Consider the following 22,733-nt stretch of genomic DNA (forward strand, 5'->3'; position numbering starts at 1 on the left):
CAGCCCGGGCAACCGGGCGGCCCGGCGCGGTCCCACCGCGCAGGGCTGCCTTCGTCGTAGCATCCCTTCCTCGAGTGAAACGACCATGGCCAAGGCTGCGCCCCTGTCTCCGCTCGCCCCCGCGCGTTTTCCCGACCTGCCGCCGGTTCCCGGCATCCGGCTCGCGACCGCGGAGGCCGGCATCCGCTATCGCGGCCGCACCGACGTGCTGTTCGTCCTGATGGACGAGGGCACGCAGGCCGCCGGTGTCTTCACCCGCTCCAAATGTCCCTCCGCCCCGGTCGACTGGTGCCGCGAGGCGCTGAAGGACGGCACGGCGCGGGCGCTGGTCGTCAATTCGGGCAATGCCAACGCCTTCACCGGCCGAAAGGGCAGCGAGGCCGTGGCGCTCACCGCGCAGCTGGCGGCCGAGGCCGCCGGATGCCGGCCGAGCCAGGTCTATCTCGCCTCGACCGGTGTGATCGGCGAACCGCTCGACGCCACCAAATTCCAGGGCGTGCTGGTCGAGACCGCCGGCCGTGCGACGCCGGGCGCCTTCGAGGCGGCGGGCCGCGCCATCATGACCACCGACACCTTCCCCAAGGGCGCCACCGCCCGCGTCGATTTCGGCGGCGTGCCGGTGACGATCAACGGCATCGCCAAGGGCGCCGGCATGATCGCGCCGGACATGGCGACCATGCTCTCCTTCATCTTCACCGACGCGCCGATCGCGGCGCCGGTGCTGCAGGGCCTGCTGTCGAAGGGCGTCATCGACAGCTTCAATGCGGTGACGGTCGATTCCGACACCTCGACCTCCGACACGCTGCTGCTGTTCGCCACCGGCAAGGCCGGCGGCGCCCCGGCGACCGACGCGGCGGATCCGCGGCTGCAGGCCTTCGCCGCGGCGCTCGACGGCGTGCTGCTCGACCTCGCCCAGCAGGTCGCCCGCGACGGCGAGGGCGCCCGCAAGTTCATCACGGTCGAGGTGCGCGGCGCCACCAGCAAGCAGGCGGCGCGGCGCATCGCCTTGTCGATCGCCAATTCCCCGCTGGTCAAGACGGCGGTCGCCGGCGAGGATGCCAATTGGGGCCGCGTGGTGATGGCGGTCGGCAAGGCCGGCGAGGAAGCCGATCGCGACCGGCTCGCCATCTATTTCGGCGGCATCCGCGTGGCGGCCGACGGCGAGCGCGACCCTTCCTACGACGAGGAGAAGGTGTCGGCCTATATGCGCGGGCAGGAGATCACCATCGCCGTCGACATCGGCCTCGGCGAGGCATCCGACCGGGTCTACAGCTGCGACCTGACCAAGGAATATATCGCCATCAACGGCGATTACCGGTCGTGACGCGCCTGCTCCTGGTCGCAGCCTGCGCGCTCGTCGACGCCGATTCGCGCGTGCTGATCTCCCAGCGCCCGGAAGGCAAGGCGATGGCCGGCCTCTGGGAGTTTCCGGGCGGCAAGATCGAGGCCGGCGAGCGCCCCGAGGAATCACTGATCCGCGAATTGCGCGAGGAACTCGGCATCGAGGTGGAGGAGGCCTGCCTGGCGCCCCTCACCTTCGCCAGCCACGCCTATGCGGATTTCGTGCTGCTGATGCCGCTGTGGGTATGCCGGCGCTGGAAGGGCACGCCCCGCGGCTGCGAAGGGCAGGCGCTCAAATGGGTGGCGCCCACCAAGCTGCGGGACTATCCGATGCCGCCCGCCGACGAGCCGCTGATCCCGGCACTGATTGACCTCCTGCCGGCGCGGTGACGAGAGGAGAGGGGAGTCCTACTCGCTGAGGTTGGCCGAATGAACGCTGTGTCCGGCGCATCCATCCCATTGAAGGTCAGCATCGGTACACGGCTTCTGCATGTGAGCAGAAAGCAGCATCGGGAGAGAGATGTCGATCGATTCGCGACGGTCATGTCTAACAAAAAAGTCAAGTTATTTCTGGACTTTTGGTGGCCGAATCGCCATTCTATGTGCAGTGTTTTCGATTTAAGTGGGGGAATGGGATATGCTCGTCAAACGGTTGAGAGATTTTGACGATGCTCGCTTCCCTTTTTATGCGCCATGATAGGTCATCGAGCTGTTGAGATAGCAAATGCTTTTTTATCCATTCCCGGCGCTGCATCCCGGCTGACGCAGATGCAGCTTCAGAAGCTGGCTTACATCGCGAATGGTTGGAATACGGTTATTAATGGCGAAAAGCTGATTTCTGATACAGCTCAGGCGTGGACTTTCGGTCCTGTTTATCCAAATCTCTATGAGCATACGAAATATTTCGGCAAAGATCCGATCGGTAGGCTTATTACTCCTGCAGATATCGATGTATTTCGTTTTTTTGCTCATGGGTCCGATAAAGATGCTCCTGCCTATAAGGCGGATTTGACACAGCAGGAGCGAGATGTAATTTCTCATGTCTGGCGCAGGTACGGGACGCTGGATGGGATAAAGTTGTCAGAACTGACGCATCAACCGGGAACGCCATGGTTCAAGGCTTATAGTCGTGGCAAAAATAGTGAGCTTCGAGATAGCGATATAGAAGAACACTATTTAAAAATAGCGGAAAAAAGTGTCGCAGGACAAGCCCAGGAAATTTGATCCAAGAATCATAGATGTCGCTCCGGTGGAACCGGGGGATCAAGATTTTGATCCGGCACAAAGTGGCTTCTATTTGCGTTTTATTGGTGAATTGTCCGAAGAAAATGCCTCGCTTAAATCAGAATTAGAAAAAATAAAGGGAAGAAAAACCTTTGATGACGTGAGGACTGAGTTGTTGACGCCATACGCTAACAAGGTTTTTTGGTTTTTGTGCGTCTATTGTGTTGCCGTGTTAAGTCTTCTTGTCAAAAGTGGAGAAATTGACAGTGGATTTAAGCTAGGAGACCAAGTGCTGTCGATCCTATCCGGGAGCACCGCGGTCTCGGCAATAGGTTTAGTCGGCATCGTCGTAAGAGGATTATTCTACACGTCGAAGTCTAAGGCGATGCTCAGATCGCCGCATGAAGATGAGGGTAGTTAGAGTATACCGATATATCAAGATAGACGTGAGCTATGTCCTTCATTTTAATATCGAAAATTGCAACCTGCGGTTGAGCGCAAGTGGCGCCGAGTTCCGCCTTCAGCTTCTACTCCTCGCTGTGGTTGTTACCCAATACTGGACGCTCCTTCGTCCCCAGCGCATCGGCCAGCCTTGCCTTGGCCGAGCCGGGCTTCAGCGGCTTCTGCTGGCTGTCATGCGGCGCCCAGCCCGAAATCCACACGATCTCGAAGGTGGCGCGGATGCGCCCGTCGGGATCGGAGAAGCGCTCGCGATAGATCTCGGCCATGCGCAGCAGGGTGGCGCGGCGGGTGAAGGTCTTGCGCCGCTGCGCCATGGCGTTGGTGGCCCCCATCGCCCTGAGGTCGGCCATCAGCGCGAAGGCGTCGTCGTAGCGCACCGTCAGGACGTCGCTGTCGGCCACCGGCAGGGCGAAGCCCGCCCGCTGCAGCAGGCCCCCCATGTCGCGCACGTCGGCGAAGGGGGCGACGCGCGGAGAGACGCCGCCCTCGACGTCGAGCTCGGCCTGCCCGAACGCCTCCCGCAGTTCCGTCAGGGTCGCGCCGCCGGCCAGGGCCGCGAGCAGCAGGCCGTCGGGCTTCAGGGCGCGGCGGATCTGGCTCAGCATGCCCGGCAGGTCGTTGACGAATTGCAGCGACAGCGCCGAGAGCGCGAGGTCGATGCTGCCGGGCGCGAGCGGCAGCACTTCGTCCGCGAGGTCGCCGAGCGGCCGGTAGGTGCCGGGGAAGCCGGGCGCGATCGCGTCGGCGAGGACCGGCGAAAGCGCGCCGATCTCGGCCGCCTCCCCGAAGGGGCGGAGCACGGCCGCGAGGCGGTCCGCCATGTCGGCGGCGACGTGGCGCAGCAGGAAGTCGGCGGGTGCGCAGGCGGCGCGGCGGCGATGCAGCGCCAGCGCGCCGGCGTCGAAGAGGAGAGGCGTTGTCATGCGCCTTATTTAGGATAGTTTCGGGGGTTACGCCTACCATCCCCGCCGTTTTTCAGACCCGTCCATGAAAACCATCTTTTCGCCGCGCCATCACGGCCATTCCGGCCATGTCGAGCTCTATGACGGGCAGATCGTCCCGGCTTTCGAGAAGCCTTCCCGCGCCGAGATGATCCGCTCCGCCGTCGAAGCCCGCGATTTCGGGGCGATCATTCCGCCGCGCGACCATGGCCTGTTTCCGGTGCTGCGCGTCCACGACGCCGACTATGTCGGCTTCCTGAGCAGCGCCTGGGACCTGTGGCTCGCCGAAGGCCGCTCCAATCCGGCCCTTCCGAGCTTCTGGCGGGCGCCGGGCATGCGCCGCAAGGAGCCGCAGACGATCGACGGCAAGCTCGGCCATTTCTCCTTCGATGCCGGCTGCTGCCTGGTGGCGGGAAGCTGGGACGCCATCCGCTCCTCCGCCGACGTGGCGCTGACCGGCGTCGACCTCCTCGGCGAGGGCGAGAAGAGCGCCTTCGCACTGTGCCGGCCGCCCGGCCATCACGCCCATGCCGGCACCATGGGCGGCTATTGCTACATCAACAATGCGAGTGTGGCGGCGCAGGCCCTGCGCGACCAGGGGGCCGGGAGGGTCGCCATCCTCGACATCGACTATCATCACGGCAACGGCACGCAATCGATCTTCTATGCCCGCGCCGATGTCGTGGTGTGCAACATCCACAGCCACCCGTCCCACGAATATCCCTATTTCCTCGGCTATGAGGACGAAACAGGAACGGGGGCCGGCGAGGGCTGCAACGCCAATTTCCCGCTGCCCTGGGGCACCGGCTTCGAGACCTGGTCCTCCGCGCTCGACGATGCCTGCCGCAGGATCGAGGCCTGGCGGCCGGAGGCGCTGGTGGTCTCGCTCGGGGTCGACACCTACAAGGGCGATCCGATTTCCCGCTTCCGCCTCGACAGCCGGAACTATCTGGCCATCGGCGCCCGCATCGCCAGGCTCGCTTTGCCGACGCTGTTCGTGATGGAAGGCGGTTATGCGGTGGAGGCGATCGGCGTCAATGTCGCCAACACGCTGCAGGGCTTCATCGAAATTGCCGGTTAGGCTCGGGACCGAACCAATGAGCCTGGAACCCAGCGCGGACCTCTCGCGCCTCCTCGTGATCGAGGACCCTGCCGACCAGCGCGTCGAGCCCTATCTCGACATCCGCGAGCGCGACCTGAAGGGGCGCGGCGGCCGCTTCGTGATCGAAGGCGAGGTCGTGCTGCGCACCGCGCTCTCGCTCGGGCGCTTTGCGATCGAGTCGATCCTGATCGCCGAGAACCGCGTCGAGCCGCTGGCCGATCTCCTCGCCTCGGTGCCGGCCGCCGTGCCGGTCCATATCGCCGCCCGGGCCGTGCTCGACCGCATCGCCGGCTTCCCCATGCATCGCGGCATCCTGGCGATCGGGCGGCGCGGTGCGCCGGTGTCGGCCGCCGGCTTCCTCGCTTCGATGCCGGCCGATGCCCTGGTCGTCGTCCTCTCGGCGATCGCCAACCACGACAATATCGGCGGCATCTTCCGCAACGCCGCCGCCTTCGGCGCCGACGGCGTGCTGGTCGACGCCGCCTCCTGCGATCCGCTCTACCGCAAGGCGATCCGGGTGTCGGCCGGCGCCGCCTTGGTCACGCCCTTCGTCCAGGAAGGCGACATCGCCGCGCTGTGCGACCTGCTGCTCGCCGAGGGCTTCGAGGTGCTGGCGACATCGCCCTCCGGGCGCGAGCCGCTGGGCGACGTCGCCCCGAGGGGGCGGCAGGCCGTGCTGTTCGGTGCGGAAGGGCCGGGACTGCCCAGGGCGATCCTGGACCGGCTGAGGACCGTCCGCATCGCGATGAAAGGCGGCTTCGATTCGCTCAACGTGGCGACGACGAGCGGCATCGTGCTGCACCACCTGGCGCGATAGGCGGGAGAGCCGATCGGCGGCGAACAGGCGGGCCGGGGACCCCGCCCGCCAATGGCGTCCTATCCCTTGACGAGATCGCCGAGCAGGTTGGCCGCCACCGTCAGCTTGGCCAGCGTCAGGCCGCTGGCGGCGATTTCGTCGACGGTGCGGCGGATGCGCGCCGCCTCGGGATGAGCGGCGAGCCAGGCCTGCGCCGCTTCCGGCCCGGCGCGGCCCGTCGCCAGCATGTCGGCGGCCAGGCGCCGCTCCGCCGCGGCGATCTGGTCGATGGCGCGGTCGATGGCGAGCCGCTCATAATAGTCGTTCGCCGGAACGGTGCGCGCGGCGCCGACGATGCGGTCGAGCCGGAAATCGGCCTCGGCGGCGAAGAAGGTCGCCGCGGTGTCGGCGATCGTCCGGCTGTTGTGTCCGGCGACCAGCACGATGTCCGGTGCCGAACCGAGGGCGTCGAGGTCGGCGAGGCGTGCGGCGAGCGCGGCCGGGACGCCTCCCTCGACCAGCTCCTGGCGGCGGCGCGTCCGCGCCGCCTGCATGTCCGGCGACAGCGCCGTGTCGAGGCTGCCGGCGATCTCGTCGATGCCGGTGCGGAACCGCGAGATCACCGCCTCCAGGCCGACGCTGAAGTCGACGTTGCGCACATACCAGACCACGCGGGACAGCAGCAGATCCTGCACCGCGGCGTAGAGGGCGAGCTGCAGCTGCCCGCCGATCGCGCCGTCGAGCGCATCGATGGCGTCGTTCAGCCGGCTCATGCCGTAGGATTCATCGACGGCCGCGAAGGCCATGGCGACGGCGGGGACATCGGCGTCGGTCTCGTCGATCAGGCGGATGACGCTGGCCGGGCCGCCGCGGTTGATGATGCCGTTGGCGAGCGTCGTGGCGATGATCTCGCGGCGCAGGCGATGGAACGCGATGGCATCGGGAAAGCGCTCCCGGATCCCGTGGGGGAAATAGCCGACCGCTTCCCGCCCGAGATAGGGATCGTCCGGCACGCCGGTGGCGAGGATGGCGCTGTAGAGCGTGAGCTTGGCATAGGCGAGCAGGACGGCGAGTTCCGGGCGCGTCAGCGCCTGGCCGCGCCGCGTGCGCTCGGCGATCGCCGCGTCGTCGGGCAGGAATTCGACGCCGCGGTCGAGCAGGCCGCGCTGTTCGAGCACCTGCATCAGGCGGGTCAGGAACCCGGTTTCGGCGACGCCCCGGCGTTCGGCCAGCGAGATCGACAGCGTCTGCAGATAATTGTTGCGCAGCACCAGCCTGCCGACGTCGTCGGTCATCTCGGCGAGGAGGGCGTTGCGGTCGGCCATGGCGAGGCGCCCGTCGCGCAGCGGGCGCGCCAGGGCGATCTTGAGGTTGACCTCGACGTCCGAGGTGTTGACGCCGGCCGAATTGTCGATGGCGTCGGTGTTGAGGCGGACGCCCTTCTGCGCGGCTTCGGTGCGCCCGCGCTGGGTGACGCCGAGATTGGCGCCTTCGCCGAGGACGCGCGCCCGCACCTCGGCGCCGGTGATGCGGATCGGATCGTTGGCGCGGTCTCCGGCCTGGTCGTCGCTCTCGCCGGAGGCGCGGATATAGGTACCGATGCCGCCGAACCACAGGAGGTCGACGCGGGCCCTCAGGATCGCCGACATCACCTCGACGGGCGTCGCCTCGGCCTTGTCGAGGCCCAGCAGCGCCCGCATCTCGGCGGAAAGGGGAATCGCCTTCAGGGTGCGCGGGAAGATGCCGCCGCCCCTGGAGAGGAGCGAGCGGTCATAGTCCTGCCAGCTCGATCGCGGCAGGGCGAACAGGCGGGCGCGCTCGGCGTGGCTGGCGGCCGGATCGGGCGCGGGATCGATGAAGATGTCGCGGTGGTCGAAGGCGGCGACGAGCCGGATGGCGCGCGACAGCAGCATGCCGTTGCCGAACACGTCGCCCGACATGTCGCCGACGCCGGCGACGCTGAACGGCGTCGCCTGGATGTCGATGTCGAGTTCGCGGAAATGGCGCTTGACCGCCTCCCAGGCGCCGCGCGCCGTGATGCCCATCTTCTTGTGGTCGTAGCCCTGGCTGCCGCCGGAGGCGAAGGCGTCGTCCAGCCAGAAGCGCTTTTGCGCCGCCAGCGCATTGGCGGTGTCGGAGAAGGTCGCGGTGCCCTTGTCGGCGGCGACGACGAGATAGGGATCGTCGCCGTCGTGCCGGAGCGTGCTGTCGGGCGGGACGACGGCGTCGCCCTCGATGTTGTCGGTGAGTTCGAGCAAGGCGCGCACGAAGATGCGGTAGGCCTCGGTGCCTTCCGCCAGCCAGGCGTCGCGGTTCGCCGGCGGCGGCAGGCGCTTGGGCACGAAGCCGCCCTTGGCGCCGACCGGCACGATCACCGCATTCTTGACCTGCTGCGCCTTGACGAGGCCGAGGATCTCGGTGCGGAAATCCTGCGGGCGGTCCGACCAGCGCAGGCCCCCGCGCGCGACCTTGCCGAAGCGCAGATGGATGCCCTCGACGCGCGGCGAATAGACGAAGATCTCGTAGAGGGGCCGCGGCTGGGGCAGGTCCTCGATCCGCTGCGCCTCGAACTTGAAGGAGATCACGGCGCGCGGATGGCCGTCCTCGCCGACCTGCCACAGATTGGTCCTGACGGTGGCCTGCACCAGATTGGCGAAGCAGCGCAGGATCCTGTCCTCGTCGAGGGAGGAGACGGCCTCGAGCTGCTCCTCGATGCCGGCGACGAGCGCAGCCTCGCCGGCGGCCCGTTCGGCCTCGCTGACGGCGGGACGCGGGTCGAGGCGCGCCTTGAACAGCGCCACCAGGCTGGCGGTGATCGCCGCGTTCCGGCGCAGGGTCTCCCACATATAGTCCTGGCTGAACGGCGCCCGGATCTGGCGCAGATAGCGCGAATAGGCCCGGATGGTCGCGATCTCGCGCCAGCCCAGCGCCGTGCGCAGGATGAGGGCGTTGTAGCCGTCGGACTCGGCGCGGTCGCCGACCACGGCCATGATCGAGGCCTCGAAGCGGTGGCTGAAATCGCGGCTGATCGCGACGGCCAGGCCGTCGGCCGTCTCGATCGTCATGTCGTGCAGCCAGACCGGCGCGGGCGCGGGAACGGCGTCGGGCACGATATGGTAGGTCCGTTCGTTGACGACGCGAAGGCCGTGATTCTCGATCACCGGAACGCGGTAGGACAGGGACAGCGGCGCGTTGCGGGAGAAGACCCTGAGGCCGAGGCGGGTCTTGTCCTCGTCGCCGTCGAGCCTGTAGACCGAAATCGCCACCGGCCGGGCCGGCGTCAGCTTCTCGACGACGGCGATATCGGCGATCGCCTGGGCGATGCCGAAGGCTTCCGCATAGGCGCCGCTGAAGGCGGCGGCATAGCGGTTGCCGAGCAGGCGGGCGCGCATGCCGTCGGTGGTGCCGGCGAGCGCCGCCTTGAGCCGGTCTCCCCAGCTGGCGGCGATGGCGCCGATCGCCGCTTCCAGGGCCGCCCGCTCGACGACCGGGGTCTCCCCCTCATAGCGCCCGATGATGTAGTGCACGCGGGTGAGCGGCCCTTCCGGGAAGGCCGCATGGGAACTCGTCAGCTGTCCCTTATAGGCCTGCGCCAGATAGGCGCCGATGCGGGCGCGGACGGTGCTGTCATATTTCTCGCGCGGAAGAAAGACGAGGACGGAGACGAAGCGGTCGAACCGGTCGGGGCGCACCAGCGCCCTGACGCGGGGCCGCTCATAGAGCATGAGGATTTCCATGGCGAAGTCGTAGAGCGTGCCGGCATCGACCTGGACCAGCTCGTCGCGCGGATATTCCTCGAGGATGTGGAGGATCGCCTTGCCCGAATGGCCCTCGGGGTCGAGGCCGGCCCGCTTCAGCACCTGCGCGATCTTGTGGCGGACATAGGGGATCTGGCGGACCGAGCGCGTATAGGCCGTCGAAGTGAAGAGCCCGACGATGCGCAGCTCGCCGCGCAGGCGTCCGTCGGCGGCGTAGAGCTTCACGCCGACATAGTCCATGAAGACGCGCCGGTGCACGCGGCTCTTCACATTGGCCTTGGTGACGATGAGGATGGTCGGCTCGCGCATGAATTCGCGGATTTCCGGCGTCATCACCACCAGTTCGGCGCCGCGGCGCAGGATCTTCACGCCGGGATCGCGCAGGATGCCGAGGCCGGAGCCCTCGACGGCCTCGACCGGCCCGGCCGCGTCGGCATCGGCGGAAAAATGATATTCGCGCATGCCGAGAAACGTGAAATTGTCGGCGCACAGCCATTGCAGGAGCTGGTTGGCCTCGGCGATCTCGTCGATCGGCAGCGGCGGCGGGCTGGAGCGGAACGTCTCGATCGCCTGCTCGACGCGGTCGCGCATGGCGCGCCAGTCGGCGACGCAGGCACGGACGTCGGCGAGCGTTTCCCTCAGGCCGGCGATCAGCCTCTCGCGGTCGGCCTCGGCGTCGATCCGCGCGATATGCAGATGGATCAGGCTCTCGCGCTCGCCCGCGCTGCCCTCGGGCAGGGCCTCGCCGAGGAAGCGCAGCAGCCGGCCCTCGCCGTCGCGTTCGACCGCGAGGACGGGGTGGGCGACGAGCTTGACCTCGATGCCCCGCTCGGACAGCTCCGCCAGCGTGGAATCGAACAGGAAGGGCATGTTGTCGTTGAGGATCTCGACCACGGAGATCTCGCGCCCGTCCGGCATGGCGGGGTTGACGACGCGGATGTCGGCACTGCCCGGCCGGTGGCGCTGCACATGGTCCCAGGCCTGCTCGGCCAGCAGGGCCAGCGAGGCGGCGTCATGGCCGGCGAGGTCCTCCAGTGCCGTGTGCCCGAAGAGGAGCTCGGCGAAGGCCGCCGGCGCGCCGCCCGGCTGCATGCTTCCGGCCGCCTTCCGGATCATGGCCGCCCGTGCTTCGTCGTCACGCCATGCCATGCTGTCCTCCGATCGTCACCGCGCCACGCCGTCGTGCCGCACCGTGGACCGTTCGCGGTCCGTCGACAGGCCCGACCATAGCCTAAATTTTGACCACTCGCGGGCGAACCTCGAAAATCGACGGCGCAGAGGCGTGCGACGAGAAGAAAATTGCGGCAACGGGACAGGAGATATACATCCTCCCGGTACGAGCATCGAAAGGACGGGCAGATGACGACAGCGCAGCCGGGCCGGGCGGCCGGTCCGCAAGGCTCCTCGGTCGATCCGGGCGAAGTCGGACGCTTCGATGCCATGGCTGCGGACTGGTGGAACCCGCATGGCAGCATGAAGGCGCTGCACCGGCTCAATCCGCTGCGCCTGCGCTACGTCCGGGACCGCATCGCCGCGCATTTCGGCCTGTCGGCCACGGCGCTCAAGGGGCTCGCGGGCCTCAGCCTCGTCGACATCGGCTGCGGCGCCGGCCTGCTCAGCGAGCCGCTGGCCCGGCTCGGCGCCGGCGTGGTCGGCATCGACGCGGCGCCGGCGAACATCGAGGCGGCGCGGCGGCACGCGGCCGAGGCGGGGCTCGCCGTCGATTATCGCCTGGCGACGTCGGAGGAACTGGCGGCCGGCGACGAGCGCTATGACGTGGTGCTGGCGATGGAGATCGTCGAGCACGTCGCCGCCCCCGCGCCGTTCCTGCGCAGCTGTGCCGGCCTGGTCAAGCCGGGTGGGCTCCTCTTCGTTTCCACCCTCAACCGCACCATGAAAGCCTACGCCCTCGCCATTCTCGGCGCCGAGCGCGTGCTGCGCTGGCTGCCGCGCGGCACGCATGACTGGAACAAGTTCGTCACCCCCGAGGAGATCGCCGAGGCGCTGGCGCAGACCGGCCTGGCGGAAGCCGACCGCACGGGCGTGGCCTATAATCCGCTGCTGGACGAATGGCGGCTGTCGCGGGATCTCGACGTCAATTACATGATGGTCTTCGCGGCCGACCCGGAGCGCGCATATCCGCCCCGCTCTTCCTGACGGCGCCCCCGGCACCCGGGCAGGGGACGGGCGCGATTGTCCTGTCCGGACGATCGGCGGGACGAGCAGCGGTCAGGATCGATTTGGGTGCGTGCTTTCCGTGTTTGCTTTCCGCAGGCTCCAGCCGAGACTCGCGATGTTGGCCGCAACCAGCCCTGCCATCGCGATGAGCGCGCTGTCGATTCCATAGGCGGCGATCAGGCTGCCGGCGAAATAGGGAAAACCGAACAACCCGATGAAATAGCCGAGCGTAAACACTTGCGACGCGACTGGGACGGACAGTCCACATTCGCCGGCCAGGTTCACGACCATGGCATTCAGGGTCGAATAGGTGAGGCCGTAGCCAGTCGCGAAGAGAATGGTGGCCACGACGTACAGGATCGAGCTGCCCGCGTTGATGAGAAGAAGCCCGATGCCGAGGAGTGTCGCGATGAAGAGCGCGAGGCCCAGCCGCCCGAGAGGAATCCTGCCTATCATCGACGCGACGGAGAAGCGCAACGCGACCGTGGTGACGGTGAAAGTCAGGAAAAAGATATCGGGTGCCAGTCCGCGCGAACCGGCATAGAGGCTCTGGAACGTCGAGAGACCCGCGAAGGTGCAGGCGGCGATCCCTATCATGATCACCGGCGCGACCGTCCTCGCCCGCAGGATGGACAGGGTCGCCGGCACCGTCAGGGCGACCGCCCGCATCGGCAGCTGCGGCTGGTCGGCCATACGCCTGCGGATCAGGAGGGAGAACGCCGCCACCAGGGCACAGACGCAAGCATAGAAGGCATAGGCTTTGGCGGGACCGCCGAAATGGTCGGCGATGGCATGGCCGAGAGGCGCGGACATGCCGATGCCGAGCATCTGCGAGCCCGACAGGAGGGTCAGCGCTTCCAGGCGCGCGGACGGCTTGAGGCAATGGATGAGCTGGATCGGTGCCAGCATGTAGAAGATCGCCCAGCCGAGGCCCAGCGAAAGGCCGCCGGCATAGGCGAGCGGCAGCCCGCCGGTTCCGATCATGGCGAAGCAGGCCATCGCGATCGCCATGATCGACGCGGAGGCGGCCACCAATGGCAGGATGCCGGTCCGCTCGGCCAGGCGCCCCGCGAACAGCGAGCCGACGAGCGTTGCGACCGTTCCAACGCTGATGACGGCGCCCGCCGTCGATGCCGCATGACCCGCCGCGCTCAAAGCGTCGGACAACAGGAAGCTCGAACCATAGGCCATGGCAAGCGCGACGCCGGTCATGAGATAGGGCGTAAAGAGGCTGGCCGGCAGTCTGTCGGCCAGCATGTCGGGGGCTGTATCGGCCGTGACGGGCTTCGAAAGCGTTTCCGTCCTTGGATGGGAAGTGTTATCCATTTTATTCATGAAAAGAGATAACAGACTTCCAGCCGTTATTCAATCGCTGCGGGATGCGGTGGCGTCCGCCCGGCCGGGCACCCGCCTTCCATCGGTGCGCACCCTCGTCCAAAACCATCGCGTCAGTCCTGCGACGGTGGAGCGCGCCTTCGCCCGGCTGGTTGGCGAGGGCCTGATCGAGCCCCGCCCCGGTCAGGGCACCTTCGTCCGTCAGCCGCCGGAAAGCGCGACCGAAGGGTGCGATTTCTCCTGGCAGTCGATCGCGCTCGGGGCCGCGCGCGCCGACGGTGGGCCGATGGGCACTCTGTTGACCGTGCCGCCGCCCGAAAGCCTGATCCTGAGCAGGGGTTACCTGCCGCCGGACCTTCAGGCTTCCGGCCTGCTGGCGACGGCGCTGCGCCAGGCCGCCGGGCGGGCCGAACTTTGGGACCGCCTGCCGATCGAGGGCATGGAGCCTTTGCGGGCATGGTTCGCGCACCAGGTGGGCGACGGCGGCGTGTTCTCGCCCCATGACGTCATCATCTGCAGCGGTGGACAGGCCGCCATCGCCACGACCTTGCGCGCGCTCGTCTCGCCCGGGCGCCCGGTCCTCATGGAGACGCCGACCTATACGGGGGCCATTTCGGCCGCCCGCGCGGCAGGCCTCGAGCTGGTCCCCGTGGCGATGGACGATCAGGGTGTCCGGCCGGACCTGCTGGCGGATGCCTTCCGGCAGACCGGAGCACGCGTCTTCTATAGTCAGCCGACCTTTTCAAATCCGTCCGGCACCGTCCTGTCGGCAGAGCGGCGCGCCGCCGTTCTAGACATCGCGGCAGAGGCGCGGGCCTTCATCATCGAGGACGACTGGGCGCGCGATCTCGATCTGGCGGGCACGGCTCCCGCGCCGCTCGCCGCTGGCGATCGGCACGGGCACGTCGTCTATATCCGTTCCCTCGCCAAGTCGGCCGCGCCGGGATTGAGGGTCGCGGCCATCATCGCACGCGGGGCTGCCTGCGCCCGTCTCAAGGCGGCGCGCGGCAGCGACGACTTCTTCGTTTCCGGCCCCTTGCAGGCGGCTGCCCTGGCGGTTGTCTCCGCACCGGGCTGGAAGCGGCATCTCGGTGCGGCGCGGGCGGCCTTGATGGAGCGCCGGGATGCCCTTGTCGGCGCATTGCGCATCGAGCTGGGGGATCGCGTCACGTTCCAGGTGCCGGACGGCGGCATGCATCTCTGGCTGCGGCTGCCGGATCACATCTCGGATAGCGCGCTCGCGGCCGACATGGCCCGGGAGGGCGTCATCGTCAGCGCTGGTCGTGCATGGTTCCCGGCTGACCCCGAAGGCTCGTTCCTGCGGCTGACATTCGCAGCCGCGCCCGCCTGTCTTCGCGAAGGGGCGAGGCGGCTCGGGCCGGTTATCCGGCAAGGAATGTAGCTGCCGCAGATATCCGGAGTTTTGTCTGGGCTTGCCCGCCGCTGCCTCAGTTCAGGTCGTCGGGAAGGTTGGGCAGCGGATAGACCTCGATGCCGTCGTCGATCAGGCCGCGCACGTCGTCCGACTTGGCCTCGCCATAGATCGAGCGGTGCTTGATCTCGCCCTCGTGCATCCTGCGCGCCTGCTCGGCGAAGTCCTCGCCGACATAGTCCGAATGTTCCGTCAGCATGGCGCGCAGCTCGCGGATCTTCAGGCGAACCGTCGCCTCCTCCGGCGAAACCAGGGCGACCGGCTTCTGCGGCTCGGGAACCTCGCGGTCCTTGCGCGCCACCTGCGGCGCCATGATCGCCTTGGCGATCTTGGACGAGGAACAGGTGGGGCAGCTCAGCAGGCCGCGCTCGGCCTGCTCGTCGAAGGATGCCCCGTCCCGGAACCAGCTTTCGAACGCGTGACCCTGATCGCAGACCAACGAAAAACGGATCACTCGGCAGCCCTCAGCGCCGGTTGCGTCGTCACCGTGAAAGGCCGGGCATTGCGGAGATTGGGAATCTTGCCGCGGGTGGCGGCGACGGCGTGGACGTCGACCTCGGCGTAGATGAGGCCCAGCGCCTCGCCGGCATCGGCGACGACGCGGCCCCAGGGATCGACGATGACGGAGTGGCCATAGGTGTCGCGGCCGTCGTCGTGATGGCCGACCTGCGCGGCGGAAATCATCCAGGCGCCGTTCTCGATGGCGCGGGCGCGCTGCAGCACATGCCAATGCGCCTCGCCGGTCTGCCGCGTGAAGCAGGCGGGCGCGGTGATCACGTCGGCGCCGGCATCGCCATAGGCGCGGAACAATTGCGGAAAGCGGACATCGTAGCAGATGGCGATGCCGAGCCGGGCGAAGGGCAGGTCGACCGCGACCGCGTTGGAACCGCCGACATAGGCATTGGATTCGCGCCAGCTCTCGCCGCCCGCCAGGTCGACGTCGAACAAATGGATCTTGTCGTAGACGGCGACGACCTCGCCCGCGGGATCGATGACGAAGGCGCGGTTGGCGGCCTTGTCGCCGACCCGCACCGCCATCGAGCCGATATGGAGGTGAATGGCGTTGTCGCGGGCGATGGCGCGGAAGGCGTCGAGCTCGGGATTGGAGGCGTCATCGCCGATCACCGCCATCATCGCCGCCCGGTCGCGGTTGACGACGGTGGTCATCTCCGGCGTCTGCAGATAGTCGGCCCCGGCCGCCTTCGCCTCGCGGGCGGCGGCGGCGACGGTCGCGACATTCTCGGACGGCACGAGGCCGGAGCGCATCTGGAGGACGGCAGCTTTGAAGCGCATGGCATCAATCCTGGTTCAGGCCGCGAGGAGATCGTCGAGCTTGCCTGCCGCGTCGAGATCATACAGGTCGTCGCAGCCGCCGACATGGGTTTCGCCGATGAAGATCTGCGGCACGCTGCGGCGGCCATGCGCCTTGACGCTCATCGCCGCCTGCAGATCCGGCTTGCCGTCGACGTCGATTTCCTGGAACGGGACGCCCTTTTTGTCGAGGAGCGACTTGGCGTCCCTGCAATAGGGGCACCAGGATTTGGTGTAGATCACAACGGGCGGCATGCCATCATTCCAAAATCGAAGAACCTGCCCGAAACATGGGAAGGCGACCGGCAAGATTCAATCATTATAGGCGGATATGGCGGCGCCACAAGGATCGAGGCGGCGGCAGAGCGCGGATCAGATCGTCGCAACCGATCCGCCGAGGCGTGGCAGGCCGGCGTTCCCTACTCGATCGGCGTGGCCACGCGGGCAAAGACGAGGATGTCGACCTGGGCGGCGCCGGCGCGCAGCAGGGCCCGCGCGGCGGCCTCGCTCGTCGCGCCGGAGGTGAGCACGTCGTCGACGAGCACGATATGCCTGCCGGCGATGGCGGGCCGGTTCGCCTGCGGCACGGCGAAGGCGCCCTGCACGTTGCGGGCGCGCTCGTTGCGGCTGAGGCCGACCTGGTGCGCGGTCCGCCGCGGGCGGGTGAGGAGCAGGGGCTCATAGGCGACGCCCGAGCGGCGCGAGACCTCGCGGGCGAGCAGCGCCGCCTGGTTGAAGCGCCGGCGCCACAGCCTCAGGCGGTGCAGCGGTACGGGAATCAGCATGTCGGCCCCGGCGAGGATGTCGCGGCCGGCCTGCGCCATCAGCCGGCCCATGAACGGCGCAATGTCGACGCGGTCGCCATATTTGAGACGATGGACGAGGTCGATCGCCACGCCCTCGTAGCGCGCCGCGGCGCGGGCCTTGCCATAGGCGGGCGGATTGGCGATCGCCTGCGCGCAGACCATGCCGTCGCCGTGGTCGTACACGAAGGGGATGCCGAGCCTTTCGCAGAAGGGGCGCTCGATCAGCGAAAGCTTCTGCCAGCAGGCGACGCAGAGGCCGGCATGCGAGGCGGTCGAGGCCTGGCAGGCGAGACAGCGCGGCGGCAGCACGACGTCGATGAGCCGGCTGCCGGCCCGGGCCAGCAGCGACAAGGCGGAAGGAGGGAGGCGGGCCGCACCGGACATGGCCCAGACTGGCAAGATTCCGCGCTCCTGTCACGCTGGAGAAACGCTGTCCGTCCTATGGACCGACGCAAGGCACCCGCTCGCGCCGACGCCGCGCGGCGGCGGCTTCGGACCTGTGTCCCAAGCGTGTCCGATTTGCCGCCGCCGCCCGACGACGCCATAGTGCCGCCTGCATCCTGGCATCCACCAGACCGGAACTTTCCCTCGATGTCCGTCCCCCTCCGTACCGCCATCGCCCGCCTTGACCTCTTCGCCGGGGCGAGCCCCGAGGACATCGACGCCGTGGCCGGGCTCGCCGTCGAGCAGCGCTTCCGCGACGGCGAAACGATCTTTTCGCGCGGGGCGCCCGGCGAAGGCATGCTGATCCTGATGCAGGGATGCATCCGCCTGTCGATCGTGTCGGCGGAAGGGCGCGAACTCATCCTGCGCGAGGCCGAGGCCGGCGACGTCATCGGCGAGATCGCGGTGCTCGACGGCGGGCGGCGAACCGCCGACGCCATGGCGATCGGCCCGGTGACCGCCGGCTTCGTCGGCCGGACGCCGTTCGCCCGCCTGCTCGCCGCAAGGCCGGCGCTGCAGATGCCGATCCTGCAGGTCTTGTGCTCCCGGCTGCGCGACACCACCGACCAGCTCGAATCGATCGCGCTCTATCCGCTGGAGGCCCGGCTGGCCCGGTTCCTGCTTTGGCATGTGAGGCGCCATGGCCGCACCCGCGCCGACGGGGCCCGCAGCGCGCCCCTCACCATCTCCCAGAGCGCCATCGCCAGCTTCGTCGGGGCCAGCCGGCCCAAGATCAACCGCCTGCTGGCCGCCTTCGAGGAGAGCCGTGCGATCGAGCGGCGCGGCGCCATCATCCATTGCGACATCGCCGCCCTTCGGCGGCTCGCGCAGATGGACGGCGAGGCCGACACGCCGGAGGAACGGGCGCCGCCGGACGGGCGGGACGCCGCGCGTGGCTGATCCCGCCTTCAGGCCGGCGATCGCCACGGGGCTCGCCGCCTTCTCGCTCGGCATCGGCTTCCTCGTGTTCGATCCCGGCGGACTGGCGCGCGCGCTGCGGGAAGCGGCGTTCGATCTCGTCGAGGCGCATGTCCCCGCACGGCGGCAGCCCGGCGGCGTGGTGGTGGTCGACATCGACCGGGCGAGCCTGGCGGCCAAGGGGGCGTGGCCCTGGCGGCGCGCGGCTCTCGCCGATCTCCTTGCCAAGCTTCAGCAGGCGCATCCCTCGGTGATCGGCATCGACATCCTGCTCGACGGCCCGGACCGACGCGCGCCGGCGCCGCTGCTGAGGATGCTCGCGCGCACCACGGGCCGCAGCGATCTAGACGCCGTCGCCGACAGCCTGCCGGACGACGACAAATATCTCGGCGAGGTGATCGCCCGGTCGGACGTCGTGCTCGGCCTGCTGCTCGACCAGGACGGCAAGGACGCCGCTCCCTTTGCCGCGCCGATCCTGTCGATGGGCGGCGTGCCGGCGCAGCGGCCTCTGTCGCAGGAGGCCGACGGCATCGACGCGCCGCTGCCCGGCCTCGTCGACGGCGCCGTGGCCGTCGGCGCGCTGTCCCTTTCCGCCGGCCCGGGCGGCGCCCGGGTGCGCAGCGTCCCGGTCTTCGTGCGCGGCGGCAGGGAGATCTATGCCGGTTTCGCCATGGAGGTCTTCCGCGATGCCGAGCAGGCCTCGGCCTTCGTGCTGGAGCGCGGCGGGGAGACCGTCTCGGTCGGCGACCGTGCCGTGCCGCTGCGGGAGGGCGCCTCCATGCGCCTGCATTTCACCCCGCCGGCGAGCTGGGCGGCGCGCACGCTCCCGGCGAGCGACGTGCTGGACGGCAAGGTGGCGCCGGATCGCCTGCGCGGCCGCATCGTGCTGGTCGGCACCAGCGCGCCGGAGGCCGGCGCCCTGCTCGCCACCGCCGCCGATCCGCTCACCCCGACGGTGCAGGTCCATGCCGAGGCGATCGAGGGGCTGCGGTCGGGCGACCTGCCGCAACGCATCCCCCATCCCGCCATCGCCGAGCCGCTCGCGGCGGCGGCGCTCGGCCTCGCCGCCCTCGGCGCCGCCCTATGGCTCGGCCCGCTCCTCGCCATCGCGGCGCTGCTCGGCCTCGTCCTCGCCTGGGCGGGCCTGTCCGTCGGCCTGTTCGCCGGGGCGGGCCTGCTGGCCGATCCGGTCGGGCCGCTCATCCCCGCCGTCGCCGCCGCGAACGCGGCGCTTGTGGTGATGTTCGCCCGCACTCGCAAGCTGCGCCACGCGATCGAGCGCAAATTCGGGCGCTATTTGTCGCCGGAGATCGTCAGGCGGCTGGCCGCCGCGCCGGAGGAACTCAAGATCGAGGGAGAATTGCGGGAGGTCACGGCGCTGTTCTCCGATATCGAGGGCTTCACCACCATGTCGGAAAGCGCCGAGCCCCGCACGCTGGTGGGGGCGCTCGACGCCTATTTCGAGGGCGTCTGCGCCATCGTCATCCGCCATGGCGGCATGGTCGACAAGATCGTCGGCGATGCGGTGCACGGGCTCTTCAACGCGCCGCTCGACCTCGCCGGCCATGCGCGCGCCGCCCTCGACTGCGCCGTGGAGATCGGCCGCTTCACCGCCGAATTCCGCCTGCGGGAGGACGCCAGGGCGCTCGGCTTCGGGCGCACCCGCATCGGCTTCGAGACCGGGCCGGTGATCGTCGGCGATGTCGGCGGCCTCGGCCATCTCGACTACACCGCCCATGGCGACGCGGTGAACTCGGCGGCGCGGCTGGAGGCGATCAACAAGCAGTTCGGCACGACGATCTGCCTCGGGGCGCGCGCCGCCGCCGCCATCGGCGATCAGGAGCGCCTGCGCCCGCTCGGCACCGTCACGCTGCGCGGTCGCGCCGCGGGCACCGCCGTCTTCAGTCCGTGGCCGGACGATGCGACCGCTGAACGGCGCAGCCTCTACCATGCCGCCTATGCGGCGATGGCAGAGGACCGGACGAGGGCGCTCTGCCTCTTCCGCGACCTCGCCTGCCGATGGCCGGAGGATCCGGCCACCGCCTATTGGGTGAGGACGCTCGGGACGGCGGAGCCGCCGCGCTGATCTATCGGCCGGCCAGCGCCAGCCGTGCGCCGAGCGCGACGAAGGCGCCCGCGAAGGTCAGCCGCAGCCATCGCAGCACGCCCGGGCGCGAGACGACATGCCGGCGGATCGAGGCGGCGAACAGGCCGTAGCCGACGAAGACGACGAGGGTCATCGCCATGAAGATGCCGCCGAGGAGAAGCGCCCGGCCGAGGGGATGAGGATCGTCGGCCTGGATGAATTGCGGCAGGAAGGCCAGGAAGAAGATCGACAGCTTGGGATTGAGGAGATTGACCAGCACGGCGCCCGCCATCACCTGCGACGCGGTGCGCTCGCCGGCACCGGCCTCGACGTCGAGCGGGCCTCTTTCGCCGAGGGTGCGCCAGGCCATGTAGAGAAGGTAGGCGACCCCGGCGAACTTGAAGGCCTGGAAGGCGAGGGCGCTGGCGTGGAGGATCGCCGCCAGGCCGAGGATCGCCGCCGCCATGTGCGGGATGATGCCGAGCGTGCAGCCGAGGGCCGCCACGATGCTGGCGCGGGCGCCGCGCGACAGCCCGGCTGCCAGCGTATAGACGACGCCGGTTCCCGGCGAGACGACGACGATGAGGCAGGTGAGGAGGAATTCGGGGGTCAAGGCCATGCTCTCCGGGATCGCGGGGCATGAGCCAAGCAGGTCGATGGCCTCCCGTCTTGAACGCGATTGCAGGCGGGGCGGAAATCCGGGTCAGGCCAGGGCGCCGGCATAGCGGCCGGGAGACAGGCCGTATCGGCGCACGAAGGTCCGCGTCATGTGGCTCTGGTCGGCGAAACCGCTGGCCGCGGCCGCTTCGGCGAGGCCCTCGCCGGCAGCGATCAGCCGGCGGGCGAGATCGATCCGCCGCTGCACCAGATAGGCGTGGGGCGTCAGCCCGGTCGCCCTGGCGAAGCCGCGCAGGAGCTGGAACCGGCTGAGCCCGCAGTCCCGCGCCAGCTCCGCCAGCGTGACCGCGGCCAGCGGCTCGTCGTCGATGCGCTGCCTTGCCCGGCGAATGGCCGATTCCGGCGCCCTCGCGCCGTCGAAGCCGCTGTGCTCGTGGGGGACGGCGCCGAGCAGGGCCAGCAGCAGCTCCTCGCCGTGGCTCGCCGGACTTTCGCCGTCGCCTCCGGTCAGGCCTGCGAAGGCCCTGCGGAAGCGCAGCGCCGCCGCGCCGTCGCTGATCACCGGCGAGGACCATTCGTAGAAGGCGGTCCGCCCCTCGCTGAGATCGGCGGCGAGCGCCCCGATCAGCGCCGGATCGACATAGAGCATGGTCCAGGCCCTGGCGCCGTCGCCGACCGGCATGCCGTCATGCACCTCGCCTGGATTGACCGTGATCACGTCGCCGGCGCCCGCCTCGACCATGCCCCGGCCGCTCCAGGATCTCTGCGCCCCGCGATGGATGACGCCGATGCCGTATTGCTCGTGCCAGTGCCGGGGAAAGACGTGGCGTGTCTCGGCCTCGACGGCACCGACGCCGGCAAGGCCGCATCGCAGCATGCTGAATTCAGCCGACGCCACCATCCACTCTCCCGGATTGCGCGGCCCGGACGCCGCCTCCCGTCCGGCAGGAAAGCCCGCGGGGGAAGCCGGCGTCAAGGGCCTCTGCCGTCCGCCGCCTCGCCACTCAGCCCCAGGGGCCGCCGAAGGGCCCGCCCGGCGGCCGGCGATGGCCGAGGTCGTCGAGATTGACGCCTTCGACGAAGCCGCCGCGCCGGCGCGGGGGAACACCCATGCGCTGCGCGATCGCCTGAAGGGCCGCGATGCGGTTGGCCGTGTCGGGATGGGTCGAGAACAGATTGTCCATGCGCAGGCCGGACAGCGGGTTGATGATGAACATGTGCGCCGTGGCCGGATTGGCCTCGGCCTCCTCGTTCGGCACGCTGTGCGCGGCATTCTGGATCTTGGCGAGCGCCGAGGCGAGCGCGAGCGGGTTGCCGCTGATCTCGGCGCCGAGCCGGTCGGCCTCGTATTCGCGCGACCGGGAGATCGCCATCTGCACGACCATCGCGGCGATCGGGGCGAGGACGGCGAGGAGGATGCTGCCGATCGGGCCGAGCGAGTTGCTGTTGCGGTTGCCGGAGAAGAACAGGCCGAAATTGGCGAGCATGGCGATGGCGCCGGCGAGCGTCGCCGTCACCGTCATCAGCAGCGTGTCGCGGTGCTTGATATGGGAAAGCTCGTGGGCGATGACGCCGGCGATCTCCTCGCGCGACAGCGCCTGGACGAGGCCGGTGTTGACGGCGACGGCGGCATGGGCCGGGTCGCGGCCGGTGGCGAAGGCGTTGGGCTGGGGGCTGTCGATGACGTAGAGCCGCGGCATGGGCAGCCCGGCCTTGCGGGCGAGGTCCGCGGTCAATTGATAGAGGCCGGGCTCACTGCGGGCATCGACCTCGCGTGCGCCATACAGCGAGAGCACCATGTCGCCGGAGCGCCAATAGGCGAAGAGGTTGGTGGCGATGGCGACGAGGAGCGCGATCATCATGCCGCCCCTGCCGCCGATGAGCAGGCCGACCACCATGAACAAGGCCGTCATGCCGGCAAGCAGGATGGCCGTGCGGATATAAGACATCGGGAAACCCCCTTTTGATCCCGACCTAAGAT

20 protein-coding genes are annotated in these 22,733 nt (G+C 68.7%); 10 read left to right on the top strand and 10 right to left on the bottom strand.

Features of this window, described 5'->3' with window-relative positions; all coding sequences use genetic code 11:
* Positions 1-85: 85 nt before the first annotated feature.
* The 4 genes from argJ to J3R73_RS30535 all read left to right on the top strand — a co-directional run bounded on the left by argJ (position 86) and on the right by J3R73_RS30535 (position 2,986).
* Positions 86-1,324 (top strand): bifunctional glutamate N-acetyltransferase/amino-acid acetyltransferase ArgJ, encoded by a 1,239-nt coding sequence (gene argJ / locus J3R73_RS30520; protein ID WP_307436440.1) that lies wholly within the window; start codon positions 86-88, stop codon positions 1,322-1,324.
* Complete coding sequence (gene mutT / locus J3R73_RS30525) at positions 1,321-1,731, top strand: 8-oxo-dGTP diphosphatase MutT (RefSeq protein WP_307436443.1); 411 nt, start codon at positions 1,321-1,323, stop codon at positions 1,729-1,731. Before argJ ends, mutT begins: the two co-directional genes overlap by 4 nt.
* A 378-nt stretch (positions 1,732-2,109) precedes the next feature.
* Positions 2,110-2,565 carry a Panacea domain-containing protein gene (locus J3R73_RS30530; RefSeq protein WP_307436446.1) on the top strand — a complete coding sequence of 152 codons (456 nt, stop codon included), beginning with the start codon at positions 2,110-2,112 and terminating at the stop codon, positions 2,563-2,565.
* A complete protein-coding gene (locus tag J3R73_RS30535) occupies positions 2,537-2,986 on the top strand; it encodes a hypothetical protein (protein WP_307436448.1) in 450 nt (149 codons plus the stop codon). Before J3R73_RS30530 ends, J3R73_RS30535 begins: the two co-directional genes overlap by 29 nt.
* Positions 2,987-3,092: 106 nt before the next feature.
* Here the strand turns inward: J3R73_RS30535 and J3R73_RS30540 are convergent, their stop codons facing one another.
* Positions 3,093-3,950: a methyltransferase domain-containing protein gene (locus tag J3R73_RS30540; protein WP_307436451.1), complete on the bottom strand. Its 858-nt coding sequence runs from the start codon at positions 3,948-3,950 to the stop codon at positions 3,093-3,095.
* 64 nt (positions 3,951-4,014) lie between these two features.
* On the opposite strand from J3R73_RS30540, the gene J3R73_RS30545 reads away from it, so the two are divergent.
* Positions 4,015-5,049 carry a histone deacetylase family protein gene (locus J3R73_RS30545; RefSeq protein WP_307436454.1) on the top strand — a complete coding sequence of 345 codons (1,035 nt, stop codon included), beginning with the start codon at positions 4,015-4,017 and terminating at the stop codon, positions 5,047-5,049.
* Positions 5,050-5,065: 16 nt separating this feature from the next.
* Positions 5,066-5,887, top strand: coding sequence for a TrmH family RNA methyltransferase (locus J3R73_RS30550; protein WP_307436457.1), 822 nt, complete (start codon positions 5,066-5,068; stop codon positions 5,885-5,887).
* Positions 5,888-5,946: 59 nt separating this feature from the next.
* On the opposite strand, the gene J3R73_RS30555 is transcribed toward J3R73_RS30550, so the two are convergent.
* Positions 5,947-10,773, bottom strand: coding sequence for an NAD-glutamate dehydrogenase (locus tag J3R73_RS30555; RefSeq protein WP_307436459.1), 4,827 nt, complete (start codon positions 10,771-10,773; stop codon positions 5,947-5,949).
* Between the two features lie 210 nt (positions 10,774-10,983).
* Here J3R73_RS30555 and ubiG point away from each other — a divergent pair, with 210 nt between their 5' ends.
* Entirely contained in the window at positions 10,984-11,781 is a 798-nt protein-coding gene (gene ubiG, locus J3R73_RS30560; protein WP_307436462.1) for a bifunctional 2-polyprenyl-6-hydroxyphenol methylase/3-demethylubiquinol 3-O-methyltransferase UbiG, read from the top strand.
* A 72-nt stretch (positions 11,782-11,853) separates the two neighbouring features.
* On the opposite strand, the gene J3R73_RS30565 is transcribed toward ubiG, so the two are convergent.
* Positions 11,854-13,014 (bottom strand): MFS transporter, encoded by a 1,161-nt coding sequence (locus J3R73_RS30565; RefSeq protein WP_307436465.1) that lies wholly within the window; start codon positions 13,012-13,014, stop codon positions 11,854-11,856.
* Positions 13,015-13,078: 64 nt separating this feature from the next.
* On the opposite strand from J3R73_RS30565, the gene J3R73_RS30570 reads away from it, so the two are divergent.
* Positions 13,079-14,539, top strand: coding sequence for an aminotransferase-like domain-containing protein (locus J3R73_RS30570; RefSeq protein WP_307436468.1), 1,461 nt, complete (start codon positions 13,079-13,081; stop codon positions 14,537-14,539).
* A gap of 46 nt (positions 14,540-14,585) precedes the next feature.
* On the opposite strand, the gene J3R73_RS30575 is transcribed toward J3R73_RS30570, so the two are convergent.
* The 4 genes from J3R73_RS30575 to J3R73_RS30590 all read right to left on the bottom strand — a co-directional run bounded on the left by J3R73_RS30575 (position 14,586) and on the right by J3R73_RS30590 (position 17,085).
* On the bottom strand, positions 14,586-15,023 hold the full coding sequence (locus J3R73_RS30575; protein WP_307436472.1) for a DUF1178 family protein: 438 nt from the start codon (positions 15,021-15,023) through the stop codon (positions 14,586-14,588).
* On the bottom strand, positions 15,020-15,862 hold the full coding sequence (locus tag J3R73_RS30580; RefSeq protein WP_307436473.1) for a carbon-nitrogen hydrolase family protein: 843 nt from the start codon (positions 15,860-15,862) through the stop codon (positions 15,020-15,022). Before J3R73_RS30580 ends, J3R73_RS30575 begins: the two co-directional genes overlap by 4 nt.
* 15 nt (positions 15,863-15,877) lie before the next feature.
* Entirely contained in the window at positions 15,878-16,135 is a 258-nt protein-coding gene (gene grxC, locus J3R73_RS30585) for a glutaredoxin 3 (protein WP_307436477.1), read from the bottom strand.
* Between the two features lie 164 nt (positions 16,136-16,299).
* Complete coding sequence (locus J3R73_RS30590; RefSeq protein ID WP_307436479.1) at positions 16,300-17,085, bottom strand: ComF family protein; 786 nt, start codon at positions 17,083-17,085, stop codon at positions 16,300-16,302.
* 192 nt (positions 17,086-17,277) lie between these two features.
* Between J3R73_RS30590 and J3R73_RS30595 the strand changes: the two genes are divergently transcribed.
* The gene (locus J3R73_RS30595; RefSeq protein ID WP_307436481.1) at positions 17,278-18,030 is read left to right on the top strand and encodes a Crp/Fnr family transcriptional regulator; all 753 of its coding nucleotides are present in this window, start codon (positions 17,278-17,280) and stop codon (positions 18,028-18,030) included.
* Positions 18,023-20,134, top strand: coding sequence for a CHASE2 domain-containing protein (locus J3R73_RS30600; RefSeq protein ID WP_307436485.1), 2,112 nt, complete (start codon positions 18,023-18,025; stop codon positions 20,132-20,134). The genes J3R73_RS30595 and J3R73_RS30600 overlap by 8 nt, the downstream gene beginning before the upstream one ends.
* 1 nt (position 20,135) lies before the next feature.
* Here J3R73_RS30600 and J3R73_RS30605 read toward each other — a convergent pair whose 3' ends face one another.
* The 3 genes from J3R73_RS30605 to htpX form a co-directional block, all read right to left on the bottom strand.
* Positions 20,136-20,747: a LysE family translocator gene (locus J3R73_RS30605; RefSeq protein ID WP_307437829.1), complete on the bottom strand. Its 612-nt coding sequence runs from the start codon at positions 20,745-20,747 to the stop codon at positions 20,136-20,138.
* Between the two features lie 90 nt (positions 20,748-20,837).
* Positions 20,838-21,650, bottom strand: coding sequence for an AraC family transcriptional regulator (locus J3R73_RS30610; RefSeq protein ID WP_307437831.1), 813 nt, complete (start codon positions 21,648-21,650; stop codon positions 20,838-20,840).
* A 106-nt stretch (positions 21,651-21,756) separates the two neighbouring features.
* On the bottom strand, positions 21,757-22,701 hold the full coding sequence (htpX, locus tag J3R73_RS30615; protein ID WP_370880054.1) for a zinc metalloprotease HtpX: 945 nt from the start codon (positions 22,699-22,701) through the stop codon (positions 21,757-21,759).
* Positions 22,702-22,733 lie beyond the last annotated feature (32 nt).

This window comes from Labrys monachus (assembly GCF_030814655.1).
In the GTDB taxonomy this organism is placed as follows: domain Bacteria; phylum Pseudomonadota; class Alphaproteobacteria; order Rhizobiales; family Labraceae; genus Labrys; species Labrys monacha.